The sequence below is a fragment of the Acinetobacter sp. EKM10A genome (assembly GCF_011075215.1).
Taxonomy (GTDB): Bacteria; Pseudomonadota; Gammaproteobacteria; order Pseudomonadales; family Moraxellaceae; genus Acinetobacter; species Acinetobacter baumannii.
In genome coordinates, this window is sequence record NZ_JAALLK010000002.1 from 53,716 (window position 1) to 80,685 (window position 26,970).

The 26,970-nt window shown below is 37.1% G+C and carries 26 protein-coding genes; 10 read left to right on the forward strand and 16 right to left on the reverse strand.

Going from position 1 to position 26,970, the window contains the following annotated elements; genetic code table 11:
- Positions 1–16 precede the first annotated feature (16 nt).
- The 4 genes from G9371_RS03090 to G9371_RS03105 all read right to left on the reverse strand — a co-directional run bounded on the left by G9371_RS03090 (position 17) and on the right by G9371_RS03105 (position 4,969).
- On the reverse strand, positions 17–1,036 hold the full coding sequence (locus G9371_RS03090) for a fimbrial protein (protein WP_029424394.1): 1,020 nt from the start codon (positions 1,034–1,036) through the stop codon (positions 17–19).
- Positions 1,033–3,570: a fimbria/pilus outer membrane usher protein gene (locus tag G9371_RS03095; RefSeq protein WP_039244827.1), complete on the reverse strand. Its 2,538-nt coding sequence runs from the start codon at positions 3,568–3,570 to the stop codon at positions 1,033–1,035. The genes G9371_RS03090 and G9371_RS03095 overlap by 4 nt, the downstream gene beginning before the upstream one ends.
- Before the next feature lie 51 nt (positions 3,571–3,621).
- Positions 3,622–4,362: a molecular chaperone gene (locus G9371_RS03100; RefSeq protein WP_000898891.1), complete on the reverse strand. Its 741-nt coding sequence runs from the start codon at positions 4,360–4,362 to the stop codon at positions 3,622–3,624.
- A 70-nt stretch (positions 4,363–4,432) separates the two neighbouring features.
- Positions 4,433–4,969, reverse strand: coding sequence for a fimbrial protein (locus tag G9371_RS03105; protein WP_000713428.1), 537 nt, complete (start codon positions 4,967–4,969; stop codon positions 4,433–4,435).
- 446 nt (positions 4,970–5,415) lie between these two features.
- Here G9371_RS03105 and G9371_RS03110 point away from each other — a divergent pair, with 446 nt between their 5' ends.
- Both G9371_RS03110 and G9371_RS03115 read left to right on the forward strand, forming a co-directional pair.
- Complete coding sequence (locus G9371_RS03110; protein WP_001061891.1) at positions 5,416–5,766, forward strand: hypothetical protein; 351 nt, start codon at positions 5,416–5,418, stop codon at positions 5,764–5,766.
- 63 nt (positions 5,767–5,829) lie between these two features.
- Positions 5,830–6,042: a hypothetical protein gene (locus G9371_RS03115; RefSeq protein WP_000030990.1), complete on the forward strand. Its 213-nt coding sequence runs from the start codon at positions 5,830–5,832 to the stop codon at positions 6,040–6,042.
- A gap of 45 nt (positions 6,043–6,087) precedes the next feature.
- On the opposite strand, the gene bioB is transcribed toward G9371_RS03115, so the two are convergent.
- Together bioB and queG are read right to left on the reverse strand one after the other, a co-directional pair.
- Positions 6,088–7,077 (reverse strand): biotin synthase BioB, encoded by a 990-nt coding sequence (gene bioB / locus G9371_RS03120; protein ID WP_000175360.1) that lies wholly within the window; start codon positions 7,075–7,077, stop codon positions 6,088–6,090.
- A gap of 99 nt (positions 7,078–7,176) precedes the next feature.
- The gene (gene queG / locus G9371_RS03125; RefSeq protein ID WP_000204462.1) at positions 7,177–8,265 is read right to left on the reverse strand and encodes a tRNA epoxyqueuosine(34) reductase QueG; all 1,089 of its coding nucleotides are present in this window, start codon (positions 8,263–8,265) and stop codon (positions 7,177–7,179) included.
- Between the two features lie 28 nt (positions 8,266–8,293).
- On the opposite strand from queG, the gene G9371_RS03130 reads away from it, so the two are divergent.
- The gene (locus G9371_RS03130) at positions 8,294–9,754 is read left to right on the forward strand and encodes a bifunctional ADP-dependent NAD(P)H-hydrate dehydratase/NAD(P)H-hydrate epimerase (protein ID WP_029424392.1); all 1,461 of its coding nucleotides are present in this window, start codon (positions 8,294–8,296) and stop codon (positions 9,752–9,754) included.
- A gap of 11 nt (positions 9,755–9,765) precedes the next feature.
- Here the strand turns inward: G9371_RS03130 and ruvC are convergent, their stop codons facing one another.
- Positions 9,766–10,311, reverse strand: coding sequence for a crossover junction endodeoxyribonuclease RuvC (ruvC, locus tag G9371_RS03135; protein WP_001128330.1), 546 nt, complete (start codon positions 10,309–10,311; stop codon positions 9,766–9,768).
- Positions 10,312–10,540: 229 nt separating this feature from the next.
- Between ruvC and G9371_RS03140 the strand changes: the two genes are divergently transcribed.
- Both G9371_RS03140 and G9371_RS03145 read left to right on the forward strand, forming a co-directional pair.
- A complete protein-coding gene (locus G9371_RS03140; protein WP_000340963.1) occupies positions 10,541–11,134 on the forward strand; it encodes a helix-turn-helix domain-containing protein in 594 nt (197 codons plus the stop codon).
- A complete protein-coding gene (locus tag G9371_RS03145; protein ID WP_029424391.1) occupies positions 11,131–11,676 on the forward strand; it encodes a GNAT family N-acetyltransferase in 546 nt (181 codons plus the stop codon). The genes G9371_RS03140 and G9371_RS03145 overlap by 4 nt, the downstream gene beginning before the upstream one ends.
- Positions 11,677–11,745: 69 nt before the next feature.
- Here the strand turns inward: G9371_RS03145 and G9371_RS03150 are convergent, their stop codons facing one another.
- Complete coding sequence (locus G9371_RS03150) at positions 11,746–12,570, reverse strand: OXA-51 family carbapenem-hydrolyzing class D beta-lactamase OXA-94 (RefSeq protein ID WP_029424390.1); 825 nt, start codon at positions 12,568–12,570, stop codon at positions 11,746–11,748.
- Positions 12,571–12,968: 398 nt separating this feature from the next.
- On the opposite strand from G9371_RS03150, the gene G9371_RS03155 reads away from it, so the two are divergent.
- The gene (locus tag G9371_RS03155) at positions 12,969–13,529 is read left to right on the forward strand and encodes an FxsA family protein (RefSeq protein ID WP_001050729.1); all 561 of its coding nucleotides are present in this window, start codon (positions 12,969–12,971) and stop codon (positions 13,527–13,529) included.
- 63 nt (positions 13,530–13,592) lie between these two features.
- Here G9371_RS03155 and G9371_RS03160 read toward each other — a convergent pair whose 3' ends face one another.
- Positions 13,593–13,778 (reverse strand): hypothetical protein, encoded by a 186-nt coding sequence (locus tag G9371_RS03160; RefSeq protein ID WP_000192619.1) that lies wholly within the window; start codon positions 13,776–13,778, stop codon positions 13,593–13,595.
- Positions 13,779–14,036: 258 nt separating this feature from the next.
- Between G9371_RS03160 and G9371_RS19090 the strand changes: the two genes are divergently transcribed.
- Positions 14,037–14,285, forward strand: coding sequence for a hypothetical protein (locus G9371_RS19090; RefSeq protein ID WP_000966850.1), 249 nt, complete (start codon positions 14,037–14,039; stop codon positions 14,283–14,285).
- Between the two features lie 123 nt (positions 14,286–14,408).
- Here G9371_RS19090 and metK read toward each other — a convergent pair whose 3' ends face one another.
- Positions 14,409–15,575, reverse strand: coding sequence for a methionine adenosyltransferase (gene metK, locus G9371_RS03170; protein WP_001209544.1), 1,167 nt, complete (start codon positions 15,573–15,575; stop codon positions 14,409–14,411).
- A 524-nt stretch (positions 15,576–16,099) separates the two neighbouring features.
- Here metK and tkt point away from each other — a divergent pair.
- Entirely contained in the window at positions 16,100–18,088 is a 1,989-nt protein-coding gene (gene tkt / locus G9371_RS03175) for a transketolase (protein WP_029424388.1), read from the forward strand.
- Positions 18,089–18,142: 54 nt separating this feature from the next.
- On the opposite strand, the gene G9371_RS03180 is transcribed toward tkt, so the two are convergent.
- Complete coding sequence (locus G9371_RS03180; protein WP_000248284.1) at positions 18,143–18,550, reverse strand: OsmC family protein; 408 nt, start codon at positions 18,548–18,550, stop codon at positions 18,143–18,145.
- A 214-nt stretch (positions 18,551–18,764) separates the two neighbouring features.
- On the opposite strand from G9371_RS03180, the gene G9371_RS03185 reads away from it, so the two are divergent.
- Complete coding sequence (locus G9371_RS03185) at positions 18,765–19,355, forward strand: YceI family protein (protein ID WP_000550331.1); 591 nt, start codon at positions 18,765–18,767, stop codon at positions 19,353–19,355.
- 44 nt (positions 19,356–19,399) lie between these two features.
- On the opposite strand, the gene G9371_RS03190 is transcribed toward G9371_RS03185, so the two are convergent.
- Positions 19,400–19,990, reverse strand: coding sequence for a lecithin retinol acyltransferase family protein (locus G9371_RS03190; RefSeq protein ID WP_029424387.1), 591 nt, complete (start codon positions 19,988–19,990; stop codon positions 19,400–19,402).
- A 187-nt stretch (positions 19,991–20,177) separates the two neighbouring features.
- Between G9371_RS03190 and G9371_RS03195 the strand changes: the two genes are divergently transcribed.
- Complete coding sequence (locus G9371_RS03195; protein ID WP_002056122.1) at positions 20,178–20,924, forward strand: phosphodiester glycosidase family protein; 747 nt, start codon at positions 20,178–20,180, stop codon at positions 20,922–20,924.
- Positions 20,925–20,959: 35 nt separating this feature from the next.
- Here the strand turns inward: G9371_RS03195 and G9371_RS03200 are convergent, their stop codons facing one another.
- The 4 genes from G9371_RS03200 to putA form a co-directional block, all read right to left on the reverse strand.
- The gene (locus G9371_RS03200; RefSeq protein ID WP_000011679.1) at positions 20,960–21,190 is read right to left on the reverse strand and encodes a hypothetical protein; all 231 of its coding nucleotides are present in this window, start codon (positions 21,188–21,190) and stop codon (positions 20,960–20,962) included.
- Positions 21,191–21,438: 248 nt separating this feature from the next.
- Positions 21,439–22,524 (reverse strand): tRNA (uridine(54)-C5)-methyltransferase TrmA, encoded by a 1,086-nt coding sequence (gene trmA / locus G9371_RS03205; RefSeq protein ID WP_000204681.1) that lies wholly within the window; start codon positions 22,522–22,524, stop codon positions 21,439–21,441.
- Positions 22,525–22,627: 103 nt separating this feature from the next.
- Complete coding sequence (locus tag G9371_RS03210) at positions 22,628–23,101, reverse strand: GrpB family protein (RefSeq protein ID WP_029424386.1); 474 nt, start codon at positions 23,099–23,101, stop codon at positions 22,628–22,630.
- A gap of 105 nt (positions 23,102–23,206) precedes the next feature.
- Positions 23,207–26,959, reverse strand: coding sequence for a trifunctional transcriptional regulator/proline dehydrogenase/L-glutamate gamma-semialdehyde dehydrogenase (putA, locus tag G9371_RS03215; protein ID WP_029424385.1), 3,753 nt, complete (start codon positions 26,957–26,959; stop codon positions 23,207–23,209).
- Positions 26,960–26,970 lie beyond the last annotated feature (11 nt).

Consider the following 26,970-nt stretch of genomic DNA (forward strand, 5'->3'; position numbering starts at 1 on the left):
GTGTTTAGAAGAAATACTAATCATATTGGATCGTTACCGTTGCATTAGCTTTGACTTCACCAGCTGTTACATTCGAAGCAGTTTGATAATAACGCGCCGTTAAAGGAATATCGTACTGTACTGTCTGGTTAGAACTTACTGTACCAATATCTAGTTTGTTTCCTTTTCGAATAGGATTGTTCGCGCCATTCATATTCCATAACAATTCCACACCAACTCCGTTCGCTTTAGTTGAGTCAGCAGCACTGTTATTAATAACCTGACTATTTGAAGTATCAGAAATGTAGTCAAAGCTTAAACTCAGTGTATTACTCGTTGGTACACCCGAGTTATTTTCCCCACCATTACAAAGAATCGATAAATTAAAGTTTTTCTCACCTTGAGTTGATCCAATGGCTCTAAAACCTGACTTCATCACAGTGGGAAGCTGAACAATTGTATCTATACCGTTTTGAATTTCACAAGAAGATGATGCAATAAGAATAGGGGAGCTGCTCAATACTGTAGTTGTTAAGAAAGGGCGATTTTGTTGTCCTGTTACATAATAGGTACTGTAACGACCAGCAACTAATGCACCTGAACCTGTAGTTGCAGCAGTTTTAATCACTTCCATAACAAAATAACCTGGTGAAAGTGTATATGTTGTATTAGGAGTCAAGCTGCGTTTATAAGGGTAATATCCAGAAAAATCTGTAGAGTCGAATGCCTCTCTATAAAGTCGAATACCTATACCCGGAATATTGGTTGCATACACATTATTTCCAATCGAGCTAACAGGATAGTTTAATGGAAGTGCCGCTGTAATTTGGTCACTGGCACGGTTGCAAGTTGCAGTCGAATTATTGGGTGAAATAGTAAAAGTATTCTTTTGGAGAACTGTTCCGATTGGATCGGTCGGGCGTACTACAATAGTTCCAATCGTCATTGGAATATCGACTGTGGTAAAGCCCTTGCTTAAAGTACAGTTGGCATAGGTTTGGTTATAAATAAAAAAACTAGTGATGAGTAAACCGCTCTTTATAAGCATTTTTTTCATTTGCAGACTGCCTCTGTCATAATAATTGATTGTTTTTCCTGTAAGATTTTTGATTGAATGTCATAATCAAGTTGACATTCTTCACTATTACTTTGTCCCCATTTCACATAAAGATGATCTTGAGTTAGGGGAGTACGTAAATAAATCCGGCTACCTTGGGCTACCATTCCGACTATTTCATTGTTTTGATTAAAAACTTGTGCTGCAAATGGCAAATGGCCGCCATTAGGTGTTTGGGTGCTAATAAAAACTGCATATCCCGTTTTTGTTGAAAAGTTAACTTTAGTGATTGATCCTGCATACGGGGCAATACGATGACTTGTTTCCGTAAGTTCAACAGTTGATGGCATCCCTTGAGGGTCAAGGCTAATGTCATTTAAGCGATAGGGGGTTACATAAGGAATGACAGCATAACCTTGTTTATTAATGCTTAGACCAGGCGTATTGCCGACTCGAGCACCAGTCGCTTGAGGCGCATATACCAATACCATGGTCTGTACTTGATCTGGGCCAAATAAAATACCTTGTGAGTGAGCGACCAAGCTTCCATTTAAATTGATCATTTCTTGTTGGTATGTATCGGACTGACCAAAAGAAGCGCCTATAGTTGTATAGTTAGTACGGTAGGTGCCATTAATATTTAGGCTTGTTTGTCCTTGATCTTGATATGAAATTGATGAGCCATAATCAAAGCGGTCTCCGATATAACCACTCATTCCTAAAGTTCGGCTATCTTCTGAAATAGAACTATTAAAATTAACGGTATTTTTTTTAAATTGAAGTGGAAAAGATAAAGACAACAAATATTGAGTTTCATGACCAGAATTTTGATTTTCTTGGTCAAGCTCATGAGTAATTGCAGAAATACTGTAAGTCAGATCTTTAAATTGATTGCTATATCCAAATTGGAATTGTTGATTACGATTAGGCTGGTTCCAATAATTAATCCACGAGCCTACTAAATAAAAATTACCCCATTGATTTGGAAGGCCTTGGTTTAATGTGATCTGAAATTCACTTTTTTGTTTCCCCACGGAAAAGCTATCAATATCTTGTTGTTGCAAGTCTCGAATTAAAATTGAATCGCGTAATTTCAAATAATTTTCTGTGGAATATTTATACGTAGCTAAAGTTAAATTGGTGTTGGTTGGAGTAAATAGTCGGTTATAACTTAAACGATAACTTCGTCCTTTAAGGGTGGGCTTTTGTTCGAACTCAGCTGACGACTGAGTTGCATCAAATGAAATTGCACCGATTGGGGTTGCAAATGCGCTACCTATTAAAAAAGACTGGTAGTTTTCAGTTGCCTGAAAGCCTGTATAGCTTGTTAAATAGTTATTGATACCTCTTTGATATTTACCTTGCACTAGCCATGGTTTTAGATTGATATTGGCATCTCTAAAATGTCCCAAAGTAAAAGAATATCTGCTCATTTTAGGTCTTAGCATCTCAATGACAGAAGCATAAGGAATAGAAAACTTTTGAATTTCTCCATTTGTTTCATATATAGAGACTTGTAATTCGCCACCGAAGCCTGTGGGATAAAGATCATTAATTTCAAAACTTCCGGGTGTAACAGTCGTTTGATAAATTAAATTTCCTTGCTGACGTACCTCTACTTTTGCATTGGTTTTGGCATAACCTCGAATTTGGGGAGCATATCCGAGCATACTGTTAGGAAGCATGCGGTCATCACTTGATATGTTAATCCCACGATAAGGTAGGGCATCAAAAAAATTATTATTGGTAAAATAATCACCTAAAGTAACAACACTATTGAGCTTGGGAAAAGCCATTTGGGCATATGTATTATTTGATGTGTAGGAAGAAACCTTTTCTTGTATTTCATTATGATCTTGCCATTTCCACTGCCCAGTATGGCGTAATTGCCAATCATAGAGATTTAGACCAACATTTGTACCCATAAACGCATGATTTGTTTCATGGTTATTATTTATAATACGATAGGCAGAAGCATTGTATGCAAAAAAAGCTGCATTTATACCACGGTCCCATAAACGTGGGTCGACATACCCTTGAGCATTCTTTTGTAAAGCTACTTGCGGTATTGAAATATCAAGTCTCAGACGAGAAGTATCAAATTGATAAAAAGCATCGTTAACCCACTTGTCCAAGTCATTACAGGTAAAGGTACTACTTACTTCATGATGAAAAATTTCTGGTTTAACTCCATATTCTAAAAGCATATCTGGGGTAAAACAGGTCTTAGCATTCTCATTCGAACGAGTACTTTTAAAAACAAACTTTCGTTTTCCTAACCACTGCCCATTAATATAGACATCAAGACTATATTCACCCGGTAAAATAGGATTGCCGTACTTAAATCGACCAATATCAATTTTCTGTGCATTTCCCACTAAAAAATTAGTATCAAAGTCAGCTTTTAAAATATTTTCCCTATTCATATTGTCTGATGCATATACAGTTAAGGGGATATTAATTGCGAGACTCAATACCAAATAATATGTAGTGCGCTTTTTAAAGCATATACTGGATATGAACCATTCTGACATCGTCTTTATGCCTGTTCATGTGTAGGTGTTTAAATTAAAAAGTAGGTAAGCTTAGAACCTTATTACTTGTTCAATTCTTCCACCATAATCATTTATATAAACAAAGCTCATATTTGTTATATTGCTATTTTTAAGTTTTATTTGATCTTCTGAAAAAGGAGAAAGCATTAAACCCTGTTTTAATAAATCTGTTTTTTGATGATTTATTTCTTGAAAAACTGAGCTTATTGTAATGTAAAAGGGAGTAGGGTTTTTAATAAGCAAGTTTTCACCATTTTTTACCCACTGAATTTTTTCACTTAATGTATTAATATTTTCTTCTAGACTTACTGGTCGATAAAAGAACTTAATTCGTGAACGTATCGCTAATTGAAGAAAATTATTGGTTAATACTTCATTATTTTCTTGTTTTTTACCTTCCGGCCTTGGTGGTATATCTAATACATTAAGCCAAAATACACTTTCTTTATTTTGGTTTAATTGAGAAGCATTAGGTAGTGCAGTAATTCGTAAAGTTTGCCCTTTAGAGGGTTCTACTCTTGAAATAGGTGGTGTAATGATAAAAGGGACATTCGCTTCATCGGGAGTTGATTTAGCGTTTCCATCATCAATCCAAGCTTGAACCAAGGAAGGTGCTGTACCGTTATTGCTGAGTTGTAAGTTTACTTCTCGAGCATCTGATGGATAGATTACACGTGTACCATGAAGTACTATTTCGGCATGCCCTGTAGTAGCAATTAATGCTTGAAGACAAGCCATTCCCCAAAAAAATTTACGACCACGAAAAAGCATGAGTCATATTCTCAATAATAAATAATAGATGAGATATAGCTTCTATTTAAAAATAGAAGCTGGTTTTAATTTATTGATAAATAATTGTGTATTTCACTTGTGATGTTACAGTACCTGCTGTAGATGCTCCAGTTGCATAATATTCAGCATAATAATTAAGATCGGCATTCCCCCCAGCAGAAACATTTACCCATTGTGAGTTATCTTGTGCACCAGAAGCACCTTTCGCAATTACAGGAATTACTGCATTGTTGCTACCCAATAATTGGATGTTGACATTGGCAGCTGCACCAGAGGTAGCTTGGTTCAATAGTCGACCAGTATTAAAATCAACTGTTGCGCCTGGTTCAAAATAAGTCGCGACTTTACCAACTGAAGCACAATTCGTTAAATTGATTTGAAAAGGTGTACGACCAGCAACATCGCCCGCATTTTTCAAAGATTGAGATGATACTGTTGGTAAATTTACAGTGAGATTTTTATCACCAGTATCAATCGTACACGTATTATCAGTTACTAAACCATTAATAGTGATCGTACCATCAGCTGCTTGTGCTGCTGTAATATTAAAAAGAGAACTAGCCGCAATAAAAATAAATTTTTTCATAAAATCCCCAGAATATTCAATAAATATCGCTTTATTACTCTTCAGTGCTTTTATTCTGATCAAGTAATGCGGTGGAAATATAGCACTTTTCGAGTAAAAAACAAGAATAACATTATATTTTTATGTATTTTGATTGGTTGTTTTTTTATTGATAAATACGGTTTTTATTTTAATTTATACCATATGGTAAAATATTATGAAATTATTTTATTTAAATTAATTTGATAATAATTTTCATTTAAGTTTTTTAATTTTTAAGAATTGATTCTTTTATTGTAATTTTATATAAATTATATATTTTTTGATAAATTAACTGGTTGATTTTTATTATTATAATTAATTTTTATATATCGTGTAAATATATTTATTTTTTTAAGAAAATTTTAAGGTTTAATTCCTAGTGTTTTAGTTGTAATTCAATAAAAGATCATCTGGAGTTTGGTTCCATGAACAACATGAAATACACGTATAAACCGAATTATTTTTTCTTTGCTCATAAATTAGTCTTGTTTTTAAAAGACTATTTACTCAAACATCCTACTGAACAGAACACGACGTTTAATTTACAAACAATTTATGATGTCTTTAGCCATGATCTAGCCTCTAGCACAACGAACCTAGAAGGTATTCTAAACATTGCGGATGAGTATGTTTTAGAAACAGAAGAGGGCCTTTTGCCATTGATTAGTAGCCACTCAATCAATTTAAAGAATCATGTACTTTCTTTAGAGTTTTCACCTAAAGCGTTAACAAGCTTATTGTCGGGGCGTTCATTAGTGAATCCGAAGGCTGCTTAGATTTTCTTTTAAGGTAGAATGAACTCATATAGAATTCATAAAATTTATTTTTAAGAGTTATTTATGAGTAAAGACTTTAAAGCCTTAACTTATATTGCAGATGATAATATAGCAGATACAGTGACTTGGCTCTTACACCATCAAGATGTTTTTGAATCTTTTCACTTTGATGTATTGAGCCAAGAATTATCGGTTACCCATGCGGCAGGTAAGGATATTATTCGAGTTGGAACCTTTCTGAATGCTACTTATGGCATATTGGTAACTTCTGTATAAATGAAAAAAGCCCTGAATGATCAGGGCTTTTCAATTTTGATGAGGTTAAGCACTCATCGCATCTACTGATAAATCAGAAACAGTTGGTTTTGGCTTTTCAGCTGTTAACCCTAATTTATTAAATAACGCTTGGTCTTTACCTTCACCTGCATTTGGCGTCGTAAGTAATTTATCACCAGAGAACAGAGAATTTGCACCCGCCATAAATGCTAAAGCTTGATCTGAGTCACTTAAAGATTCACGACCAGCAGATAAACGAATATAACTATGCGGCATAATGATACGTGCTACCGCAATAGTACGAATCCATTCAATAACATCTAGTTTTTCAACATCAGCTAATGGTGTACCTTCAATTGGAACAAGCATGTTAATTGGTACAGATTCTGGATGAATAGGCAAGGTTGCTAATTCATGTAACAAACCAATGCGATCTTCACGGCTTTCACCTAAACCAACAATACCGCCACTACATACTTTCATACCAGCTTGACGGACATAATCTAAAGTATTCAAACGATCATCAAAAGTACGTGTGCTGATGATGTGGGAATAATACTCGCGAGATGTATCAAGGTTATGGTTGTAATAGTCTAAACCAGCATCTTTTAGGCGTTCTGCTTGTGATTGATTAAGCATACCTAAAGTCATACAGGTTTCCATACCTAGTGCTTTAACTTCACGTACCATTTCTAAAACATAAGGCATATCGCGCTCATGAGGGTTACGCCAAGCAGCACCCATACAAAAGCGAGATGAACCTGAATCTTTTGCAGCTTTTGCTTCGCTAATTACTTTTTCAACAGCAATACGTTTTTCTGCTTCTAATTTTGAATCGTAATGTGCAGATTGAGAGCAATATTTGCAATCTTCAGGACATTTACCCGTTTTAATAGATAAAAGGGTGCTGACCTGAATTGTATTGGCAGTGAAGTGCTCACGGTGTACTTGTTGAGCCTTAAAAACTAAATCCAAAAAAGGTTGTTCATATAGAGCTTGGATTTCTTCACGAGTCCAATCATTACGTAGAGTCATTGTCATATCCATGATGATGGCATTAATTCACTGTACATAATCATACAGAATTCGTATTAAAGCTATAGGGCAAAAAACATCATTTTTTTAATTTGATAGCTAAAGTTGATTAAGTTGCTGTTCAATTGCCCAATCAATATGCACATTGACGATTTCGTCATGTAAACTTTTGCCTTTGTTTAGCTGATCTACAATTTCTTTTGAGTACGGTGCGTTGCCTAAACCGATAGCAATATTACGTTTGAAGGATTGATAACCTGTACGTCGTATTGGGCTGCCTTCTGTATTGGCTAAAAAAGTAGCTTCGTCCCACTGCCAAATATCAAGCAGACTAATATTATCTAAACCATGTCTAGGATTGAAATCGGGAATAGACGCTGTTTTAGCAAAGCTATTCCACGGGCAAATTAATTGGCAGTCATCACAACCAAATATCCGGTTACCAATGCCTGCACGTAATTCTTCTGCAATGATTCCTTTATATTCGATAGTTAAATAAGCAATGCAGCGTCTGGCATCTAGCATATAAGGTTCGACAATCGCTTGTGTCGGGCAAATATCAATACACGCACTACAAGAACCGCAGTGAGAAGTAGCAGGTTCATCAAAAGGTAAGTCGAGTGATGTAAATAGTTCACCTAAGACAAAGAATGAACCCGACTTTTTATGGATGAGCAAAGTATGCTTACCTGTCCAGCCCATTCCAGCACTTTCAGCTAATGATTTCTCAAAAATAGGTGCCGAGTCTGCAAAAGGGCGGGATTCAAAATCTCCCACTTTTTCACGGATACGTGTGGCTAACGTTTTTAATCTGCCACGCATCACCTTATGGTAATCACGACCACGAGCATAACGGGCAATAATCGCAGAGTTTGGTTCAAAAGGTACATATCGTGGTTTTGGCGATTCCACCAAATAATTCATACGTACGCAAATAATACTTTTTGTTCCTGGCACCAATAAAGTTGGATCTGCTCGCTTTTCCAGATTTTCTTCTAAATAGGTCATATCTGCATGATAACCACGTTCAAGGTATTCTAAAAAACGTGGCATTTGCTCTTGAGCATCTGGTTTGGCAATGACACAATCAGCAAAACCCAAGTCTAATGCTTGAGCTTTGATCCATGCTTTTAATTCATGTGGATCAATTTGTTGCACTGCAATGCGTGATGTGTTGGAAGATGTCATAAACCGAAAAATGCAAGAGGATAAGAATATGCAGGCGGTAGTTTACCATAGCCAAGATATCCAGGCATGGGAGCAACGTTGGTTTGCTGCGCAAAACTCATCATTAGGTTTAATGCAACAAGCAGCTTGGTCAATCACTCAACAACTCATTGTACTTTTTCAAAAACAAAATTTTAAGAATATTGCTGTTTGGTGCGGACAGGGCAATAACGCTGGTGATGGCTATTTTATAGCAAGCTATCTCAAACAAGCTGGGTTTTATGTTGAAATATTTGCGGCTGACTTGGGCGAGTCAGCCGATTTACACCATGCTGTCCATTTTGCTAAAGCAAATCATGTTCAAATACACCAAGGTTTTGAGGTCAACAGAACATTTGATTGTCATATTGATGCGTTGTTTGGGATTGGTTTAAACCGTGAATTAAACGGTTATTGGCAACACGCTATTCAACAATTTAATGGGCAAGCAGGGCTAAAAATTTCGATTGATATACCAAGTGGTTTAAAAGCAAATACTGGCTCTACCTTACCTTGTGCAATACGGGCTGATCATACATTTACTGTTTTAGGGCTTAAAGCAGGATTATTTACAGGCCAAGGCAAAGAATATACAGGACAAATTCATTTAATTAATTTAATACCAATAGACCAAGAGCTGAAACCTCTTGCTTACTTGACGCCAACACATATCAAACTTCCTAAACGTTTGGCTTTTGGACATAAAGGAAGTTATGGGCATGTTTTGGTGATAGGTGGACATGAGCAAATGGGTGGGGCCGTCATTATGGCTGCTGAAGCTGCTTTTCATGCAGGGGCAGGCAAGGTTACGGTAGTTTGTCATCGCAACCATCATCAGGCTATTTTGTCGCGAGCTCCTAATATTATGCTGCGTGATATTAATGATTTCGATGAAAACGGTATTAAAGAAATTTTATCTCAGGTTGATGCAGTATGTTTTGGAATGGGGTTAGGTCGTGATGACTGGGCACACCAAATCTATCAACAGTGGTTTAATTATTTAAATCAGACTTCACATTTAGAAGTTGTATTAGATGCAGATGCCCTATGGTTTCTCGCAAAGCAGCCTGAAAAATTGAGTTTACATATTTATGCAACACCTCATCCGGGGGAGGCCGCTACATTACTTGGTTGTTCTACTTGGCAAATTGAAAATGACAGAATTGCTGCGATTTATGCGTTGCAGCAAAAATATGCAGGCCAGTGGGTGCTTAAAGGAGCAGGCAGCTTAATTTTAGAAGATAACTTGTATATTTGTACGCAAGGTAATGCAGGTATGGGAACTGGTGGAATGGGAGATGTGTTGGCGGGCATGATTGCAAGCTTAAAAGCCCAGTTCCACAAAGCAGTTACCCTACATGAGATCGTAACTCTCCATGCTCAGGCAGGTGACCAACTTGCCAAACAAGGCATGCGCGGTTTACAAGCTTATGAGATGAATCAAGCAATTACTCAAGTAGTAAATCAATAAACAATAAAACTTTAGCGTCTACGGCTACTAGAGCGACTTCGTCCACGAGCCATACCACCTAAGGCATTCAAGACAGTTAGTTTGCTCATACTTCCTGAAGCATGGGCATGACAAATTGCAGCAGCAAGAGCATCGGCTGCATCGGCTTGAGGTTTAATGGTCAGGTTAAGTAAACGCATTACCATCATTTGTACTTGTTCTTTATCGGCAGCACCATATCCCACTACAGATTGTTTAATCTGGCGTGCAGTGTATTCTGCAACTTGTAAATCTAAATTCACTAAAGCGGCTATAGCAGCTCCACGGGCTTGACCAAGTTTTAAGGCAGAGTCGGGGTTCTGTGCCATAAAGACTTGCTCAACCGCAGCTTCAGTAGGACCATGAAATTTCACAATTCGCTCAACACCAGCAAAAATACGCTTCAAGCGCTCTGGCATCTCTTGAGTTTCCGTTCGGATTGTACCGGCATCAACAAAACGTAGTTTACTACCATCTTTTTCAATGATTCCGTAACCTGTTAAGCGTGAACCTGGATCAATTCCAATAATCAATGGCATGTGAAGACTTACTTAAATAGTTTAGAGGGTATTGTTACATAGCCAAATCGGTTCTGCATGAGTAATTTAAAGAATGCTGCTATGAATGGTTATTTTTCGGTTTTTAATCCTAAAGATTTATATTGTCCACCCAATTTTCCATATATTCACAAGGAAGAGTTTGAAATCATTTGATGTAATTCTATTTTAATGGAATACTTATCTATAATGATGGAATTGAGCTTCTTTAATGGATGATATCAATATAAGGATTGCACATCGAATACGAGAGCTGCGTTTAGCACGTGGATATACTTTAGATGTGTTAGCTGCCCGTTGCCAAGTTAGCCGTTCAGCTATTTCTTTAATTGAAAGAGGAGAAACGAGTCCTACGGCAGTTGTTCTTGAAAAACTAGCAAATGGTCTTGAAGTACCTTTAACTCAAATTTTTACGAATGAAGCAGGGAATTCATCATCTCAACCGCTTATTCGTCGGAATGAACAAGCTGAGTGGCGAGATCCGGAAACTGGCTATATACGCCGTACAGTTTCACCTCCGAACTTAAAATTACCCTTCCAGATTGTTGAAATTGAATTTCCGCCTCATTCTCGAATTACTTATGAAACTAATGAAAGCTCTAGAGTGGTACAGCAGCAGCTTTGGGTCGTTGAAGGGAAAATTGAAATTCAATTAGGTGAAACTTCTTATGCATTAGGTCAAGGGGATTGCTTGGCAATGCAATTAGATCAACCTGTCATATACAGTAATCATTCAGCTCAAGTTGCTCGTTATATTTTAGTCGTTTCTAATCAACTGGTGCCCGCTCTTAAGGAATCTTTATGAACTATTCCCTCGATTCTAATTTCCGTTTAATTGATTGTAATGAAGCAGAGCATGCGGTAGCAATATTAGAAATTCTAAATGATGCGATTGTTAACTCTACCGCATTGTATGACTATGTTCCCCGTTCACTTGATTCAATGAAAACATGGTTTTCGGTAAAAAGAGAAAATGGTTTTCCTGTCATTGGGGTAGTAGATGAGTCAGGTAAGTTATTAGGATTTGCCAGTTGGGGAACATTTAGAGCTTTTCCAGCTTATAAATATACGGTTGAGCATAGTATCTATATTCATCATGAACATCGTGGCTGTGGTCTAAGTAAAGTTTTAATGCAAGCGTTAATTCAACGCGCTCAACACGCTCAATTTCATGTGCTCATTGGTTGTATTGATGCGACAAATCAAGCCAGTATAGGCCTTCATGAGAAAATGGGCTTTACCCACGCTGGTACTTTTAAACAAGTGGGCTTTAAATTTGGGCAATGGCTTGACGCTGCTTTTTACCAATTAATTTTGAATACTCCATTTGAACCAGTGGATGGATAGATTAGCAGTTTTAAAATAGCAATGGCCCAGATCATAATGGTAAAAAGTGAACCGGGCTATAAACTAACTCTATAAAATACCTAATTGTTCTAAACTTTTATAAGTAATCTCTTTTCGAACAGAGCTAGGTATTCCTTTTTTCATTTCTAAGTTAAGGGAGAACGCTACAATATTCCCATGAGGCTGAACAACCCATCCAGTTAACCAGCCTACTTGTGGGTTTACATCCCATCCCCAACCACTTTTTGCGTATATTTTATTTCCATTCTTTTCTTCTATGAATAGCATGGATTGCACTTCATCTTGGACTTTTTGGCTAAATGGAAGCGTTTTATTAGCTAGCTTGTAAGCAAACTGTGCCTCTTGCTGAGGAGTAATTTTTAAAGGACCCACCAGCCAAAAATTATCGACTTGGGTACCGATATCTGCATTGCCATAACCAACACGCTTCACTTCCTTAGACATGAGCTCAAGTCCAATACGACGAGCTAAATCTTGATAAACCGGAATAGCGGAAGCTTTCATGGCATCGCCTAGGGTCATGTCCTTTTCCCATTCTGGGAATAACCTTTTTTTACCATCCCACTTAAATACTTCTGTGGTGGTTGCCTTATGGTGCTCAAGGCCGATCAAAGCATTAAGCATTTTGAAGGTCGAAGCAGGTACATACTCGGTCGAAGCACGAGCAAGATCATTACCATAGCTTTGTTGAGTTTGGCCTTGTTGGATAACTAAAACACCCGTAGTGTGTGCTTCGTTAAATAAATTTTTAATTTTCTCTGCTTTTTCATCAGATTTTGAAGCACTGTGATTTGGATTAGCAGACACTATATAAGGTGAGCAGGCTGAAATAAAAATAGCGCTTGTTATAAGTAAGAGTGCTTGAATGTTCATAAGACTTATAAGATTGAATTTGAAGTTTAGCTAATTAATGTAACTTGAGTAGATCAATTATTAGATATCAAAAATGTAAGTTAAATTTTATAGAAAAGCTGCTAATAGATAAAAGCATCGGCCAATTCATGAAAAAATTGCAATCTTGTAGAAAAAACACTTGATAAAGTTGATATAGCACTCATTAATAATAGAGTATGACTGTTTTATTAAGTTAGAATCAGTCTTATTTATAGTATTGCAGAACCTTAGTTTAGCTATGATTTTAGGTTACAACAAAAACATTGTCTAAGCTTCGCAACTAAATTTAATCCATGATTTCAAATGAAAAATGGATAAGTTTAGTTAAGTAGTAACAACTGCAATGAATTTTCTTTTTGAGATAGATAAAGTTTTACATGAATTTACTTCTTATTGTGGTTCTGGGCGCGATTGTTGAAATTGCCGTATGGATTGGCGTAGCACAGTTCATCAGTGGATGGTATGTGTTTTTCTGGTTCATTATTGCTTTCTTTATTGGTCTAACGCTTATTCGTAATAGTACGGCTGGTATTATGCCGCAACTACAACAAATGCAGATGACTGGACAATTGGGTAATGATCCGACTGTGACTAAAAAATTAGCTTATGCTTTTGCTGGTTTTTTATTAATGTTGCCAGGTTTGGTATCGGATGTATTAGCGCTCTTAATTCTTATTCCGGGCGTGCAAACTGCGTTTCGTAATATTGCAATGAGAACACTCGCAAAACGTCAGCAAGCCATGATGAACAAAATGATGGGCGGCATGGGTGGTGCAGGTGCTGGTCAAAACCCATTTGCAGATTTAATGCGTCAAATGCAGGATATGCAGAATCAACAAGGTGGTGGTAGCCAATATCATGATTCTAGTATTATTGATGGCGAAGCGAGAGAAGTTACTCCAGACCACAAGAAAATTGAGCATAAAAATAAAGATTAATTAATCTATTATACAAAAAGGGTCTAAATCTAAAAGATTTAGGCCCTTTTTAATTTATAACAATTAATCATCTGAAGTTTCAGAAATATCTGCTTTTGCTTGAATCATCTCGTTTTGATTATCTTGGAGCTTAGTTTGAGGTTGATACTTGTTTGAAGGCAGAGCTACTTGCTTGTTTTCAGATTGTTGATATTTTCGGCTTCTATTGGCTCTTTCACGAAAGCCACCTTTATTAATGAGCTGTGTCATAAATTCGCCTAGAAAATAAAATATATTCCTATTTTAACAAATTCAACAAAATATCAAAATAAGAAAAATAGTGCTAAAAAAATAATATTTAGTCTATCTCTTTGTATAAATTAAATATTTGAAATTTGAACGGATTGTTCATTCAGATTGAATTATCTTTTCATTTCAAATAGGATAAATATAAAGGATGTATAAATTTAAAAATGTAGCAAACCTATTAAAACAACAACGGTTGAAGTGAGGGAAGGAGGGTTACCTATGCTATATCAATATCATTGTGCTTGTTGCGACAAAGTTGTGGCATCAACTGATAAATCATGTCCATATTGCGGTTCACACCATATTCGTAGTCCATATGGCCTATGGATGTTTTGTGTGATGGCTTGTCTAGCAGTTGTTGTCGTATTCAAAGTTGTTCATCTTTATATCCAGAATCATCAAGATACACCTGTGCAATCGACTCTGTTAGATGTATTAAATGAAGGTGATAAGAGCACAAAACAATAATATTGCTTAATACTCACTACATGCCTTTAAATAATGTATGTTGAAGGGGCTGTTGTTTAATTTTAATCAAATACAAAAATAATAAAAAAGCCCGCTGAAGAGCGGGCTTTTAATATAATCAGCTTAAAGGCCTGCGGCATCTTTAAGTGCTTCAACTTTATCGGTTTTTTCCCATGTAAATGCAGTATCTGAACCTTCACGACCAAAGTGGCCGTAAGCAGCTGTTTGTTTATACATAGGTTGAATTAAGTTAAGCATGCGAGTAATACCAAACGGACGTAAATCGAAATGTTCACGTACTAACTGGATAATTAACTCATCAGAAACTTTTGCAGTACCAAAAGTATTGATTGAAATAGAAGTTGGCTCTGCAACACCAATTGCATAACTCACCTGAATTTCACATTTGTCCGCAAGACCAGCAGCAACAATATTTTTAGCTACATAACGACCAGCATACGCAGCTGAACGGTCTACTTTAGATGGATCTTTACCAGAGAATGCACCACCGCCGTGACGAGCCATACCGCCATAAGTATCAACGATGATTTTACGGCCAGTTAAACCACAGTCACCCACAGGTCCACCGATAACAAACATACCAGTCGGGTTAATGTGGAATTTAGTTGCTGCATGGAACATTTCAGCAGGAATGATCGGTTTAATAATTTCTTCAATTACAGCTTCTTTAAGCTGAGTTTGAGTAATTTCAGGATCATGCTGTGTAGAAAGTACTACTGCGTCTAAACGTACAGGTTTGCCATTTTCATAAGCAAAAGTTACCTGACTTTTTGCATCTGGACGTAACCATGGTAATGCACCAGAACGACGAAGTTCAGCTTGGCGTTCCATTAAACGGTGAGCATAAGAAATAGGGGCTGGCATAAGCACGTCGGTTTCACGGCTTGCATAACCAAACATTAAACCTTGGTCTCCAGCACCTTGGTCTTCAGGTTTTTGGCGGTCTACACCTTGTGCAATCTCTGGTGATTGTTTACCAATCATGTTGATTACAGCACAAGTTGAACCATCAAAGCCTAAATCTGAATGGTGATAGCCGATACCGTTAACAGTTTGGCGAACAACAGCTTCTACATCAATATTCGCAGTTGTTGTGATTTCACCTGCAAGTACAACAGCGCCTGTTTTTACCAGTGTTTCACAAGCAACACGTGCGTATGGGTCTTCTTTTAAGATTGCATCCAAAATAGCGTCGCTAATTTGGTCGGCCATTTTATCGGGATGACCTTCGCTTACAGATTCCGAGGTAAAAACAGCGTACTCGCGCATGAAAGTCCTATCTTGGTTATTTCAAAAAGACATAATATGTTACATCGACTTGAGCTTGAGGACCAGTTCATACTGACTAAAAAGCATGAATTTCTTTCATTTCTACTATGTTTTAATTGATATGTGTATCAGGGAAATTGATATAGATAGATGAAAATTAATCATTTTTATATTAGAGTTTTAATAAAATGTTTAAATTTTAAACATTTGATTTTGTTAAATATTAATCAAGAAGATTTAGACTATGAAGTGAAAAGCTATAAATAAAGAAAATAAATACAACTCTATATGTTGATTAAGAGGAAGAAGCTTACAATCGTTGAGCATGGAAATAAGTATAAATACTATTGTTTTACACAGCTTAAGAATCTAAATGTTTTTTGAGTAACCAAGAAATAGTTAAAAATAAAGAAATATACAGTGTTGGGGTTTACCCCTAGGCGTTTTTTTAAGACAATATAGCGGCATTGAATGGTTATTCATCTTCTTCTTTTCATCAATCTATTAAAATTGGATTCTGATCTATGACGACCCCTTTAAACGAACGTCGTATTGCAAACGCAATTCGTGTATTGGCAATGGATGCTGTGCAACAGGCAAACTCAGGGCATCCGGGTGCTCCAATGGGGATGGCAGATATTGCTGATGTCGTCTGGCGCGAGTTTTTAAATCACAACCCAACTAATCCACAATGGGCAAACCGTGACCGTTTTGTTTTATCAAATGGCCATGGTTCAATGTTGCAATATGCTTTGCTTCATTTAACAGGTTATGATCTTTCAATTGAAGATTTAAAACAATTCCGTCAATTGCACTCAAAAACTCCTGGTCACCCTGAATATGGTTATGCTCCAGGAATTGAAACAACGACAGGTCCTCTGGGTCAAGGTATTGCAAACGCTGTTGGTTTTGCATTAGCAGAAAAAACTTTAGCTGCTCAGTTCAATAAAGATGACTTAAAAGTAGTTGATCACTTCACCTATTGTTTCTTAGGCGATGGCTGTTTAATGGAAGGTATTTCTCATGAAGTATGTTCTTTAGCAGGTACTTTACAGCTTGGTAAATTGATTGCTTATTATGATGACAACGGCATTTCGATTGATGGTGAAGTAGAAGGCTGGTTCAGTGATGACACTGAAGAGCGTTTCAAGTCTTATGGTTGGCAAGTTCTTCGTGTAGATGGCCACGATGCTGATGCGATTCGCCAAGCAACAGTTGAAGCTAAAGCAGAAACTCAAAAACCAACGATTATTATTTGTAAAACAATTATTGGCTTAGGTTCTCCAAACAAGCAAGGTAAAGAAGACTGTCACGGTGCACCGCTGGGTAAAGATGAAATTACCTTAACTCGTGAAGCTTTAGGTTGGACTGAAGAAGCATTTGTTATTCCTGCTGATGTATATGCTGCATGGGATGCTAAAGCAAAAGGTAATGAAGCTGAAGCAGCTTGGAATGAAGTGTTTGCTCAATACCAAGCAAAATATCCAACGGAAGCAGCTGAGTTACTTCGTCGTATTAGCGGTGACTTACCAGCAGAATTTTCAGCTCAAGCAGATGCATTTATTCGTGAAACAAATGCTAAAGCTGAAACTGTAGCAACTCGTAAAGCGAGCCAAAACACATTACAAGCATTTGGTCCTTTATTACCTGAATTATTAGGTGGTTCTGCGGACTTGGCAGGTTCTAACTTGACACTTTGGAAAGGTTGCCAAGGCGTTCAAGAAAACCCGGCTGGTAACTACGTGTATTATGGTGTACGTGAGTTCGGTATGACTGCAATCGCTAACGGTGTTGCATTGCATGGCGGCTTCATTCCTTACGTTGCAACGTTCTTAATGTTTATGGAATATGCACGTAATGCGGTACGTATGTCTGCATTAATGAAACAGCGCGTGATTCATGTGTATACACATGACTCAATCGGTTTAGGTGAAGATGGTCCAACACACCAACCAATTGAACAAATTGCTTCTTTACGTGGTACACCAAACTTAAATACTTGGCGTCCTGCTGATACTGTAGAAACAGCGATTGCGTGGAAATCTGCTTTAGAGCGTAAAGATGGACCTACAGCACTTATTTTCTCTCGTCAAAACTTACCATTCCAAACGCGTACTGAAGAGCAAATCCAGAATGCGGCAAAAGGTGGTTATGTTCTTGCTCAAGAGAAAGGTGAGTTGAAAGCAATTATTATTGCTACTGGTTCAGAAGTTTCTTTAGCAATGGAAGCTTATGCTCAACTTGAAGGTGTTCGTGTTGTTTCTATGCCATGTGCAGAAGAGTTCATGAAACAAGATGCTGCATATCGTGAAGCAGTATTACCAGCTCACATTCGTGCACGTGTTGCTGTAGAAGCTGCTCACGTTGACTACTGGTGGAAGTTTGTTGGTCTTGATGGCAAAGTAATTGGTATGACAACTTATGGTGAGTCAGCACCAGCAAAAGACTTGTTCCAATTCTTCGGTATTACAACTGAGGCTGTAGTTGCTGCGGTAAAAGAGTTAACTGCTTAATCTTTTGAGCAGAATAAAAAGCGTCCCGATTGGGGCGCTTTTTTTATGAGCTATTTAAATGTTAAGTTCAGTTTGGATCGTAATATTAGACGTTAAAAGCTTATGAATAGGGCAGTTTTCAGCAACTTTTAATAATCTTTTATGCTGATCCTCAGTAAATTCACCTTTTAGAGTAATTTTACGCTCAATATTATTTTGACCTGCTTCTGGATCACCATTTGGATTTAATGCTAAATCAACTTGTACATGCTCAATTTTGATGCCTTTGTGATTTGCATACATTTCTAGTGTAATTGTAGTGCAAGCTCCTAAAGCCGATAATAAAAGCTGAACCGGATTTGGAGCTGTATCTTGTCCACCTTTATCGGTGGGTTCATCTGCAAACCATTGATGGCCTGAAGGATCGGTAAGCGTTACTCGATAAGGAGTAGAAGTACTTTGTGCTTGGGCAGTGTTAACCATGTTTTACCTTGTTATTTATCAATAAAATCGTAGTAAAAATTAATAAATCTGAAAGCTTCGAATAGAAGAATATCTATACTTTATAATATGGTTTTTGAATAACAACTGTAACGCTTTTATTGTTGCATGGATGAAACATATCGTTTTATAAAGAATAGTGAATTAAATTACTTGATGTATACACTAACGACTATATCAATAAAGGATACGAAAAATGCATCTTAAAACATTAAGCTTCGGTTTAGCAGTAGCATTGGCAAGTACAGTTACATTAGCTGCACCAGTGGACTATAAAATTGATCCAACACACACAGCTACTGTTTTCTCGTGGAATCACTTCGGTTTTTCAACCCCAAGTGCTAACTTCTCGGACATCCAAGGTGTAATTAAAGTTGACAATGCTAAACCAGCAAACTCATCTGTAAATGTGACCATTCCTTTAAGCAGTGTGAATACCAATGTACCTGCTTTAGATAAAGAGTTCCAAGAAGAAGCTTGGTTTAATGCGGCTAAATACCCAAACATTACTTTCAAAAGTACGAAAGTAGAAACTAAAGATAAAAAACATTTTAAAATTACTGGTGATTTGACTGTTAAAGGTATCACTAAGCCAGTTGTACTTGATGCTGTCTTAAATAAGCAAGGCGAGCACCCAATGGCAAAAGTTCCAGCGATTGGTTTTAACGCGACAACTTCGTTCAATCGCTCTGACTTTGGTTTAGGTAACTATGTACCAAATGTAGGTGATAAGATTACTGTAAACATTACAACTGAAGCAACTGCGGCTAGTGCAGCTAAAAAATAAGTTGCAAGTTTTCTAAAAAAGTCCTCAACTTGAGGACTTTTTTATTAGATAGTTTCTTTTTTATCTGGTTCTATAAAGACTAAAGGTGAGGTTGGGTCTATATTTCTTTTTTCGGCTTTTTCTCTTAGAAATTGATAAGCCGGAATATTCATTTTTGCCTGATCACGTAATTTCTTTTTAATATAAAGAACAAGAGCAAAGCAGGTGGTTGCTACGGTCAGCATCATGCCATTCATATAGCTCATGATTGAACTCACGTAACCAATGGTGGTTAAACGATGCATCATACGCTCAACTTGAGTACTACTTTCGATACCAGTAATCGCCCAACTGCATAAATGCTCACAATTATTAATAATCAAATGATAATGGTTTTCATGCATACGTGAACGCATACGTCGTACAACAACTTTTCCTCTGTAGCGTGGTGCATCGTAAGAACGTACATGAATTTTCTTGCCATGAGAAAAGGCATCTAGGGAAGTGATTTCAATGGGCCTTTTTTTGATGAAATGTGCGAGGCCCGAATAATGAATAACTCGACCTCTCCCAGCATAGATACCATGATGGCTATAGCCGAGATGTTTTACAATAAGATGAGCCCCTAAAGGGTAGCGTTTATTTGTTTGTTGCATATTCACGCTGATCCAATAAAGTTTAATCACTTTTATACAAAGCTGTGACTATTATAACGAATATAGTTGTGTTCTAGTGTATTGATTAGGTGGAATAAGCGACTTTCGGGTATAGATCACCTCATAATATTTTTTATTTAATAAAGTGTGTTTATGAAAAGAAAATGACATCTAAGGTTTGGCATTAATGAAAATACTAGTACTGTGTATCGTGAACTTCATAATCTTTACACAATCCGCTTTAGCACTAGAGTATCGACAGATTAGAAATACTACTGATGATCAGTTTGAAGTAATTGAAATTTCTAATTTAGAACAATTACGCTTATTTCTGAAAAATCCGCAAACTGATCAATATTATAAAAGTTTCGACAATATTCAATATCAACTTAAAGCATGTGAACAGCTTACTTTTGCGATGAATGGAGGCATGTTCCATTCCGGTTTTTCTCCAGTAGGACTATATATTGAAAACGGACGAGAGAGCCAACGTTTAAATGAAGATAAAGGCTGGGGGAACTTCTTTTTGCAGCCTAATGGAGTTTTAGCATGGAATGACAAACAAGCCGTTATATTGACAACTGAACAATATAAAGCAAAAGTTTTTCAACCCGATTATGCTACGCAGTCCGGCCCTATGTTAGTGATTAATGGCAAAATAAATCCCTTATTCCTAGCAAATAGTGATTCAAAGAAAATACGTAATGGGGTAGGTATAAAAAATAATAAATTGTATTTTGTGATATCTAAAAATAGAGTGAATTTCTATAGTTTTGCTCAGTTCTTCCAAAAAAATCTTGAAGTCGAGCAAGCTCTATACCTTGACGGTTCTATCTCTAGTTTATATTTGCACAAGAATAATCGAAATGATAAAAGATTTAATATGGGGCCTATTATTGGATGGGTGGATCAGGCAGATTGTAGACCCAAGTAAAATATAAAAAAGCCAGTACAAGACTGGCTTTTTAATTAATGAATAGATGGTTTTTGAGTGAGTTCATTTAACTCTTTTCGGCTATAACCACGGGAAATAAGAACTTTCTTGATTCCCTTAATGACATCTTCATCAGTCGCTTGCGCAAGCGCACTTAGAAGTTGTTCATTAGTTTTACATGAGCAGTCATTTTCAACACAAGCAGTTTGGTTTTTATGCTCGTTATGCTGTTGATCTGCCAAGAACAGCTTTTGCCAAAAACTCATAGAGCCTTCATATACAACCTAACATAGCTCGAAATATAGCCAATATAAATTAAAATACAAGACTCTATATGTGATAAATCCACCAGTTGAACTAGAGAATTTTCGATAGTAATGGTCGAGTTAAACGAAATTATGACGAATAGATGACTTGATATTTTTTTTAAATTTAAAAACTTAATTAAAAAACCTTGAAAAATAAGGAGATATTTAATCTCCTTATAAAATAGGGTTACATTGAAAAATTTTGTTTAAATCTTCTCAAGTAAGACACCAGACTCTACATGATGCGTATAAGGGAACTGATCAAATAAAGCAAACTTAGTAACGCGATGAGTTTGAGTGAGCGTTTTTAAATTTTCATATAAAGTGTCGGGGTTGCATGAAATGTAGATAATACGTTCAAAGCTCTGCAATAGTTTTAAAGTTTCATCGTCAATTCCTGCGCGTGGAGGATCAACGAATACCGTATCGAAGTCGTAGCTTTGAATATCAATATCTGCTTCTTGTAGACGGCGGAATTCACGTTCACCTTGATAGGCTTGAGTGAACTCTTCAGCCGATAGGCGAGCTACTTGAATATTATCAATCTGGTTCTGTTCGATATTCCACTGCGCCGCATAAACTGATGATTTTGCAAGTTCAGTCGCAAGTACTCTTTCAAATTTTAAAGAGAGTGGAAGCGTGAAATTACCATTACCACAATAAAGTTCTAATAGGTGTTTTTTTGATCCTTCAGCTGCATCACATGCCCATTGCAGCATTTTTTTGCAAACTTGTGCATTAGGCTGCGTAAAGCTACTTTCGATTTGTTTGTATTTAAATGAACGGTTTAAAAGTTCAAATTCTTCTACAACAAAGTCATCGCCAATAACAATTTTCTGGCCGCGGCTACGGCCCATAATTTTAATATTTAATTTTTCAGCAAGTGCTTTAGCTGCTTGTTCCCATTCCTGATTAAGCTTACGGTGATAAATCAAGGTAACTAACATTTCTCCGCTTAAAGTTGCGAGAAAGTCAACTTCAAATAAACGCTGAGAAAGTAAAGAGTTGGCCTTAAGTTCTGCTAAAAGAAGTGGCATTAAGTCATTAATGCTTTTATCTGCAATAGGAAACTCATCTATGCGTACAACGGTTTTTTGCTTGCCATCGTCATTACGTTCAAACATGGCATAAAACATATCATTTTCTGTATGCCAGATACGAAATTCAGCACGCATACGGAAATGTTGTTCAGGCGATTCAAACACTTCTAATGTAGGCGGTGTAAATTCAGAAAATTGAGTAGTAATGCGATCAATTTTAGCTTGAAGTTGTTGACGATAAGAAGAAGTCATAGACAAAGAAAATTTAGACAGAATCAAATGGTGAATGGTACCAAAAAATTGAGCTTAAAGGAGCCAATTTTAGTTAGTTATTCATAAAGAAAAAATACTTACACTAGGAGTGACTTAAAACGCGTTCAATAAAATTAGATTTTACTGCTCTATATTGGTCATGATCTAAGTGGGTGGACTGTAACTTTAATTGATTATATTCATTAACTAATGTTGGAGAAGCTATAAGCTTATCTCTAAAGGTTAAGAAAAATGTGAATATTGAACCGGTTACTACAACTTGAAAGGCAACATCATCGTTGTTGAGTGACTCGAGCATGCAAAGCTCATTTGTTCTTAATGTATTTTGCTTTTCTATAAAATTAAGCGTTTTTAACTGTTCTATTGCACACTCAAATTGATCGGGTAGAACCTCAATATAAATGTCTAAATCACCTTTTGAGAATGCATTAGGTATTGCAGATGAACCTATATGCTCAATTTGGGCAGATGGTAGCAGAGCGGAAATTTGTTTTCGGTATAAGTTAAAAAGCTGAGTGCATCTTTGTTGGTATTGTTCTGGTTCAAAAAAAATCATTATTAAAAACTCAAATTGATAAAATTTATATATTTAAGAATAGATTATTTTATTAAACAAAAAAGCCCAAATATCGTAATTTGGGCTTTTTAGAAAATTACTTAATTATTCAGACATTGTCATTAAGCTTGCATTACCGCCAGCCGCAGCTGTATTTACGCTAATTGCACGTTCAATTACCAAACGCTCAAGTGGAATCGACTCATTTGGTTCAACATGAGTAATACCAACAATTGCGCCAGAACGGCTAGCAATTTCTTGCTGTAATGAGAAGATCTCTTCACGGTTGCCGTGATGTAAAACTGCATCAAAATCATCTGTAGTGATGTTTTTAATGGTAGTAATCGCATCAAGTACATCTTTTGGCAACGTTTGTTTATGTTTTGCCAATAATGGACTATTTGGCATTACAGCAGCTTGGCTGCCAACTGCAAAGATTGCAAGTAACTGATGCAATTGATCTTGTTCTGTATCAGCAATTGAAAGAACACGATGACGCGGCAAAATAATATATTGGTTACTTTCCCCAGTAGGGCCTTGTAACTCATAAAACTTACCAACACCAAAAGGTTCAATTTCACGGTTTGCTTGTGGTAAATGTTGTTTCGCCCAGTTTTGTAAGCTTTGATAAACCTCACGGTTAAAGCCTTCAAAAATGGTTTGCTCATTTTTTACCGCAAATGGAGTTGCTAATACTTTGTTAGAACAATGCTGCATTAAGCGATACATATAAAGAGGGCCACCCGCTTTAGGGCCTGTACCAGATAAACCTTCACCACCGAATGGTTGTACGCCAACAACAGCACCAACAATATTACGGTTGATATAAAGGTTACCCACTTCAGCATGTTGAATTACGGTTTGGATGGTTTCATCAATACGGGTATGAAGACCCATAGTTAAACCATAACCTTTAGCGTTGATTCTTGATATGAGTTGCTCAAGTTCACCATACTTATAGGTAATGATGTGTAAAACCGGACCAAAAACTTCACGTTGTAAGTCATCAAGATTAGGAAGCTCAATTGCTGTTGGCACAACAAAAGTTCCTTTATCTAATTCTGTTTGGCTTGTTGCACCAAACATCAATTGATGTACCGGATAACCCTTCGATTTCATTTTCTGGATGTGCTGGTCAATCGTCTGTTTTGCTTCATCATCAATAACAGGACCAATGTCAGTTTTTAAAATTGCAGGGTTACCTACGATCAACTGTTGCATTGCACCTTTAAGCATTTTAATAACGGTTGCAGCACTGTCTTCTTGTACACATAAAATACGTAAAGCAGAGCAGCGTTGACCTGCGCTATCAAAAGCAGAACTTACAACATCTAATACAACTTGTTCAGTTAAAGCAGATGAGTCAACAATCATTGCATTTTGACCGCCAGTCTCTGCAATGAGCGGAATAGATTGACCATTTTCAGATAAACGTTTTGCAACGGTCTTCTGTAAAATTTTTGCAACTTCAGTCGAGCCAGTAAACATGATGCCATCGATACGGCTATCTTGGCTGAGCTGAGCACCTACTGTTTCACCGCGGCCAGGAAGTAGCTGTACAGCACCATTTGGAATACCAGCTTCCCATAGAATCTGAACAGCTTGGGCTGCGATCAATGGAGTTTGTTCAGCTGGTTTAGCAATAACACAGTTACCACTGACTAATGCCGCAGCAATTTGACCTGAGAAAATTGCAAGAGGGAAGTTCCATGGGCTAATACAAAGTACAGTACCTAAAGGCTGAATAACTGTATTTGCAGGAAGATTCTCAACTTGGGTTGCATAGTAACGTAGGAAATCTACAGCCTCACGAACTTCTGCAATCGCATTAGCATACGTTTTACCACTTTCACGGCAAAGTAATACCATCAACTCTTGAATACGGCTTTCCATGAGGTCAGCTGCGCGTTTTAAGTATTGAGCGCGTTGATCCTTAGGCGTATTTGACCATTCTGATTGGGTTTGTTCAGCTGCAGTAAGAGCGATTTCGACATGCTTAAGATCAGCTTCTTGTACATAACCAACAATTTCATCATTTTGTGCTGGGTTTGTAATTGCAACAGAATGACCTTGTTCTAAAGAATCAGTATTAGCCAACAACGGATGGCTTTGCCAAATACGATTACGTAATTCTTGAGCTGTGCTATCTAAAGCTGCAAGTGGGGTGTCATTTGCCAAGTCATAACCTTTAGAGTTTTTACGAAGCGTTCCGTACATATCTAAAGGTAGTGGAATTGATGGATGTTTTAAACCAACTGAACCTTCAAGCTTAGCTGCATTACGAATATCATAAATTGGAGACTGGATAAGATCTTCAACTTTAAGTGTTTTATCGGCAATACGGTTAACAAATGAAGTATTCGCGCCATTTTCAAGTAAACGACGGACTAAATAAGCTAACAATGTTTCGTGGTTACCAACCGGAGCATAAATACGGCATGGCACGCCTAATTTATTTTGCTCACGTGGACCAACAACTTGTTCATAAAGCGGCTCGCCCATACCATGTAAGCATTGGAACTCATATTGACCAGCGTAATATTTGCTTGGATCTGCTAAATGATAGATCGTTGCTAAAGTTTGAGCATTATGCGTCGCAAATTGCGGATAAATAAATTCTGGTGCTGCAAGTAATTTTTTAGCACAAGCGATATAAGACAAATCAGTATGAACTTTACGTGTAAAGACAGGGTAGTCATCCATACCTTCGATTTGTGCTTTCTTAATTTCGCTATCCCAATATGCGCCTTTTACAAGACGGATCATCAGACGCTTTTGGCTACGCTTAGCAAGGTCAATAATATAATCAACCACAAAGAAGCAGCGTTTTTGGTAAGCTTGAATTACGAAACCAATGCCTTTCCAGTTCGCAAGTTCTGGCTCAAAACAGAGACGCTCAAGTAACTCAAGAGAAATTTCTAAACGCTCTGATTCTTCTGCATCGATATTTAAACCAATATTGTACTGTTTAGCTAAACGAGCGAGCTCAAATACTTTGCCGTAGAGTTCTTTGTGAACACGTTCAATTTGCGCACGTTGGTAACGTGGATGCAAAGCAGAAAGCTTAATTGAGATACCTGGGCCATCATATACGCCTTTACCATTAGACGCTTTACCAATTGCATGAATAGCTTGTGTGTAATCATTAAAGTAGCGTTCAGCGTCATGGTCGGTTAAGGCAGCTTCACCTAACATGTCATAAGAATAGCGGAAACCTTTATCCTCAAGTACTTTTGCGTGGTCGACAGCTTCTTCGATGGTTTCACCAGTCACAAACTGTTCACCCATCATACGCATTGCAACGTCAACTGCTTTACGGATAATGCCACGGCCACTACGTGCTAAAAGGCCAGTAAGTACACTTGAAAGACTGGTTTGCTTTGGTGTTTCCATAAGCTTACCAGTTAACATGAGACCCCATGCAGCAGCATTCACAAACATTAAGCTGCTTTGACCAACATGTTCTTTCCAGTTACCTTGATTGATTTTATCGCGAATGAGCAAATCACGTGTTGCTGTGTCTGGAATACGAAGCAAAGCTTCAGCAAGACACATTAAAGCCACGCCTTCTTGTGAAGAAAGAGAGAATTCTTGTAATAACCCTTGAACAATACCTGCTTTACCTGAAGAGGTCTTACGTTCACGTAAATTATGGGCAAGGTTAAATGCAAGGTCATAAATTTTATGATCTAAATCATCAGATACCGCAGCAGCTTGTAATAGCTCTTCTACAGCTTCAGGTTCGGCACGTCGCCAAGCTGTATTAATGCGTTGTTCAAACTCACTTTTATCGTTGAATTCGGTGATATAGCCTTGGTGAGATTTATCCATTTGATGAAAAGTATCCATTGTGTTCATATCTATTTCCG

What these genes read in the sequence shown, in the direction of transcription:
- G9371_RS03090 (WP_029424394.1), bottom strand. Translation starts at nt 1,036, where the DNA reads ATGAAAAAAATGCTTATAAAGAGCGGTTTACTCATCACTAGTTTTTTT.
- G9371_RS03095 (WP_039244827.1), bottom strand. Translation starts at nt 3,570, where the DNA reads ATGTCAGAATGGTTCATATCCAGTATATGCTTTAAAAAGCGCACTACA.
- G9371_RS03100 (WP_000898891.1), bottom strand. Translation starts at nt 4,362, where the DNA reads ATGCTTTTTCGTGGTCGTAAATTTTTTTGGGGAATGGCTTGTCTTCAA.
- G9371_RS03105 (WP_000713428.1), bottom strand. Translation starts at nt 4,969, where the DNA reads ATGAAAAAATTTATTTTTATTGCGGCTAGTTCTCTTTTTAATATTACA.
- G9371_RS03110 (WP_001061891.1), top strand. Translation starts at nt 5,416, where the DNA reads ATGAACAACATGAAATACACGTATAAACCGAATTATTTTTTCTTTGCT.
- G9371_RS03115 (WP_000030990.1), top strand. Translation starts at nt 5,830, where the DNA reads ATGAGTAAAGACTTTAAAGCCTTAACTTATATTGCAGATGATAATATA.
- bioB (WP_000175360.1), bottom strand. Translation starts at nt 7,077, where the DNA reads ATGACTCTACGTAATGATTGGACTCGTGAAGAAATCCAAGCTCTATAT.
- queG (WP_000204462.1), bottom strand. Translation starts at nt 8,265, where the DNA reads ATGACATCTTCCAACACATCACGCATTGCAGTGCAACAAATTGATCCA.
- G9371_RS03130 (WP_029424392.1), top strand. Translation starts at nt 8,294, where the DNA reads ATGCAGGCGGTAGTTTACCATAGCCAAGATATCCAGGCATGGGAGCAA.
- ruvC (WP_001128330.1), bottom strand. Translation starts at nt 10,311, where the DNA reads ATGCCATTGATTATTGGAATTGATCCAGGTTCACGCTTAACAGGTTAC.
- G9371_RS03140 (WP_000340963.1), top strand. Translation starts at nt 10,541, where the DNA reads ATGGATGATATCAATATAAGGATTGCACATCGAATACGAGAGCTGCGT.
- G9371_RS03145 (WP_029424391.1), top strand. Translation starts at nt 11,131, where the DNA reads ATGAACTATTCCCTCGATTCTAATTTCCGTTTAATTGATTGTAATGAA.
- G9371_RS03150 (WP_029424390.1), bottom strand. Translation starts at nt 12,570, where the DNA reads ATGAACATTCAAGCACTCTTACTTATAACAAGCGCTATTTTTATTTCA.
- G9371_RS03155 (WP_001050729.1), top strand. Translation starts at nt 12,969, where the DNA reads ATGAATTTACTTCTTATTGTGGTTCTGGGCGCGATTGTTGAAATTGCC.
- G9371_RS03160 (WP_000192619.1), bottom strand. Translation starts at nt 13,778, where the DNA reads ATGACACAGCTCATTAATAAAGGTGGCTTTCGTGAAAGAGCCAATAGA.
- G9371_RS19090 (WP_000966850.1), top strand. Translation starts at nt 14,037, where the DNA reads ATGCTATATCAATATCATTGTGCTTGTTGCGACAAAGTTGTGGCATCA.
- metK (WP_001209544.1), bottom strand. Translation starts at nt 15,575, where the DNA reads ATGCGCGAGTACGCTGTTTTTACCTCGGAATCTGTAAGCGAAGGTCAT.
- tkt (WP_029424388.1), top strand. Translation starts at nt 16,100, where the DNA reads ATGACGACCCCTTTAAACGAACGTCGTATTGCAAACGCAATTCGTGTA.
- G9371_RS03180 (WP_000248284.1), bottom strand. Translation starts at nt 18,550, where the DNA reads ATGGTTAACACTGCCCAAGCACAAAGTACTTCTACTCCTTATCGAGTA.
- G9371_RS03185 (WP_000550331.1), top strand. Translation starts at nt 18,765, where the DNA reads ATGCATCTTAAAACATTAAGCTTCGGTTTAGCAGTAGCATTGGCAAGT.
- G9371_RS03190 (WP_029424387.1), bottom strand. Translation starts at nt 19,990, where the DNA reads ATGCAACAAACAAATAAACGCTACCCTTTAGGGGCTCATCTTATTGTA.
- G9371_RS03195 (WP_002056122.1), top strand. Translation starts at nt 20,178, where the DNA reads ATGAAAATACTAGTACTGTGTATCGTGAACTTCATAATCTTTACACAA.
- G9371_RS03200 (WP_000011679.1), bottom strand. Translation starts at nt 21,190, where the DNA reads ATGAGTTTTTGGCAAAAGCTGTTCTTGGCAGATCAACAGCATAACGAG.
- trmA (WP_000204681.1), bottom strand. Translation starts at nt 22,524, where the DNA reads ATGACTTCTTCTTATCGTCAACAACTTCAAGCTAAAATTGATCGCATT.
- G9371_RS03210 (WP_029424386.1), bottom strand. Translation starts at nt 23,101, where the DNA reads ATGATTTTTTTTGAACCAGAACAATACCAACAAAGATGCACTCAGCTT.
- putA (WP_029424385.1), bottom strand. Translation starts at nt 26,959, where the DNA reads ATGAACACAATGGATACTTTTCATCAAATGGATAAATCTCACCAAGGC.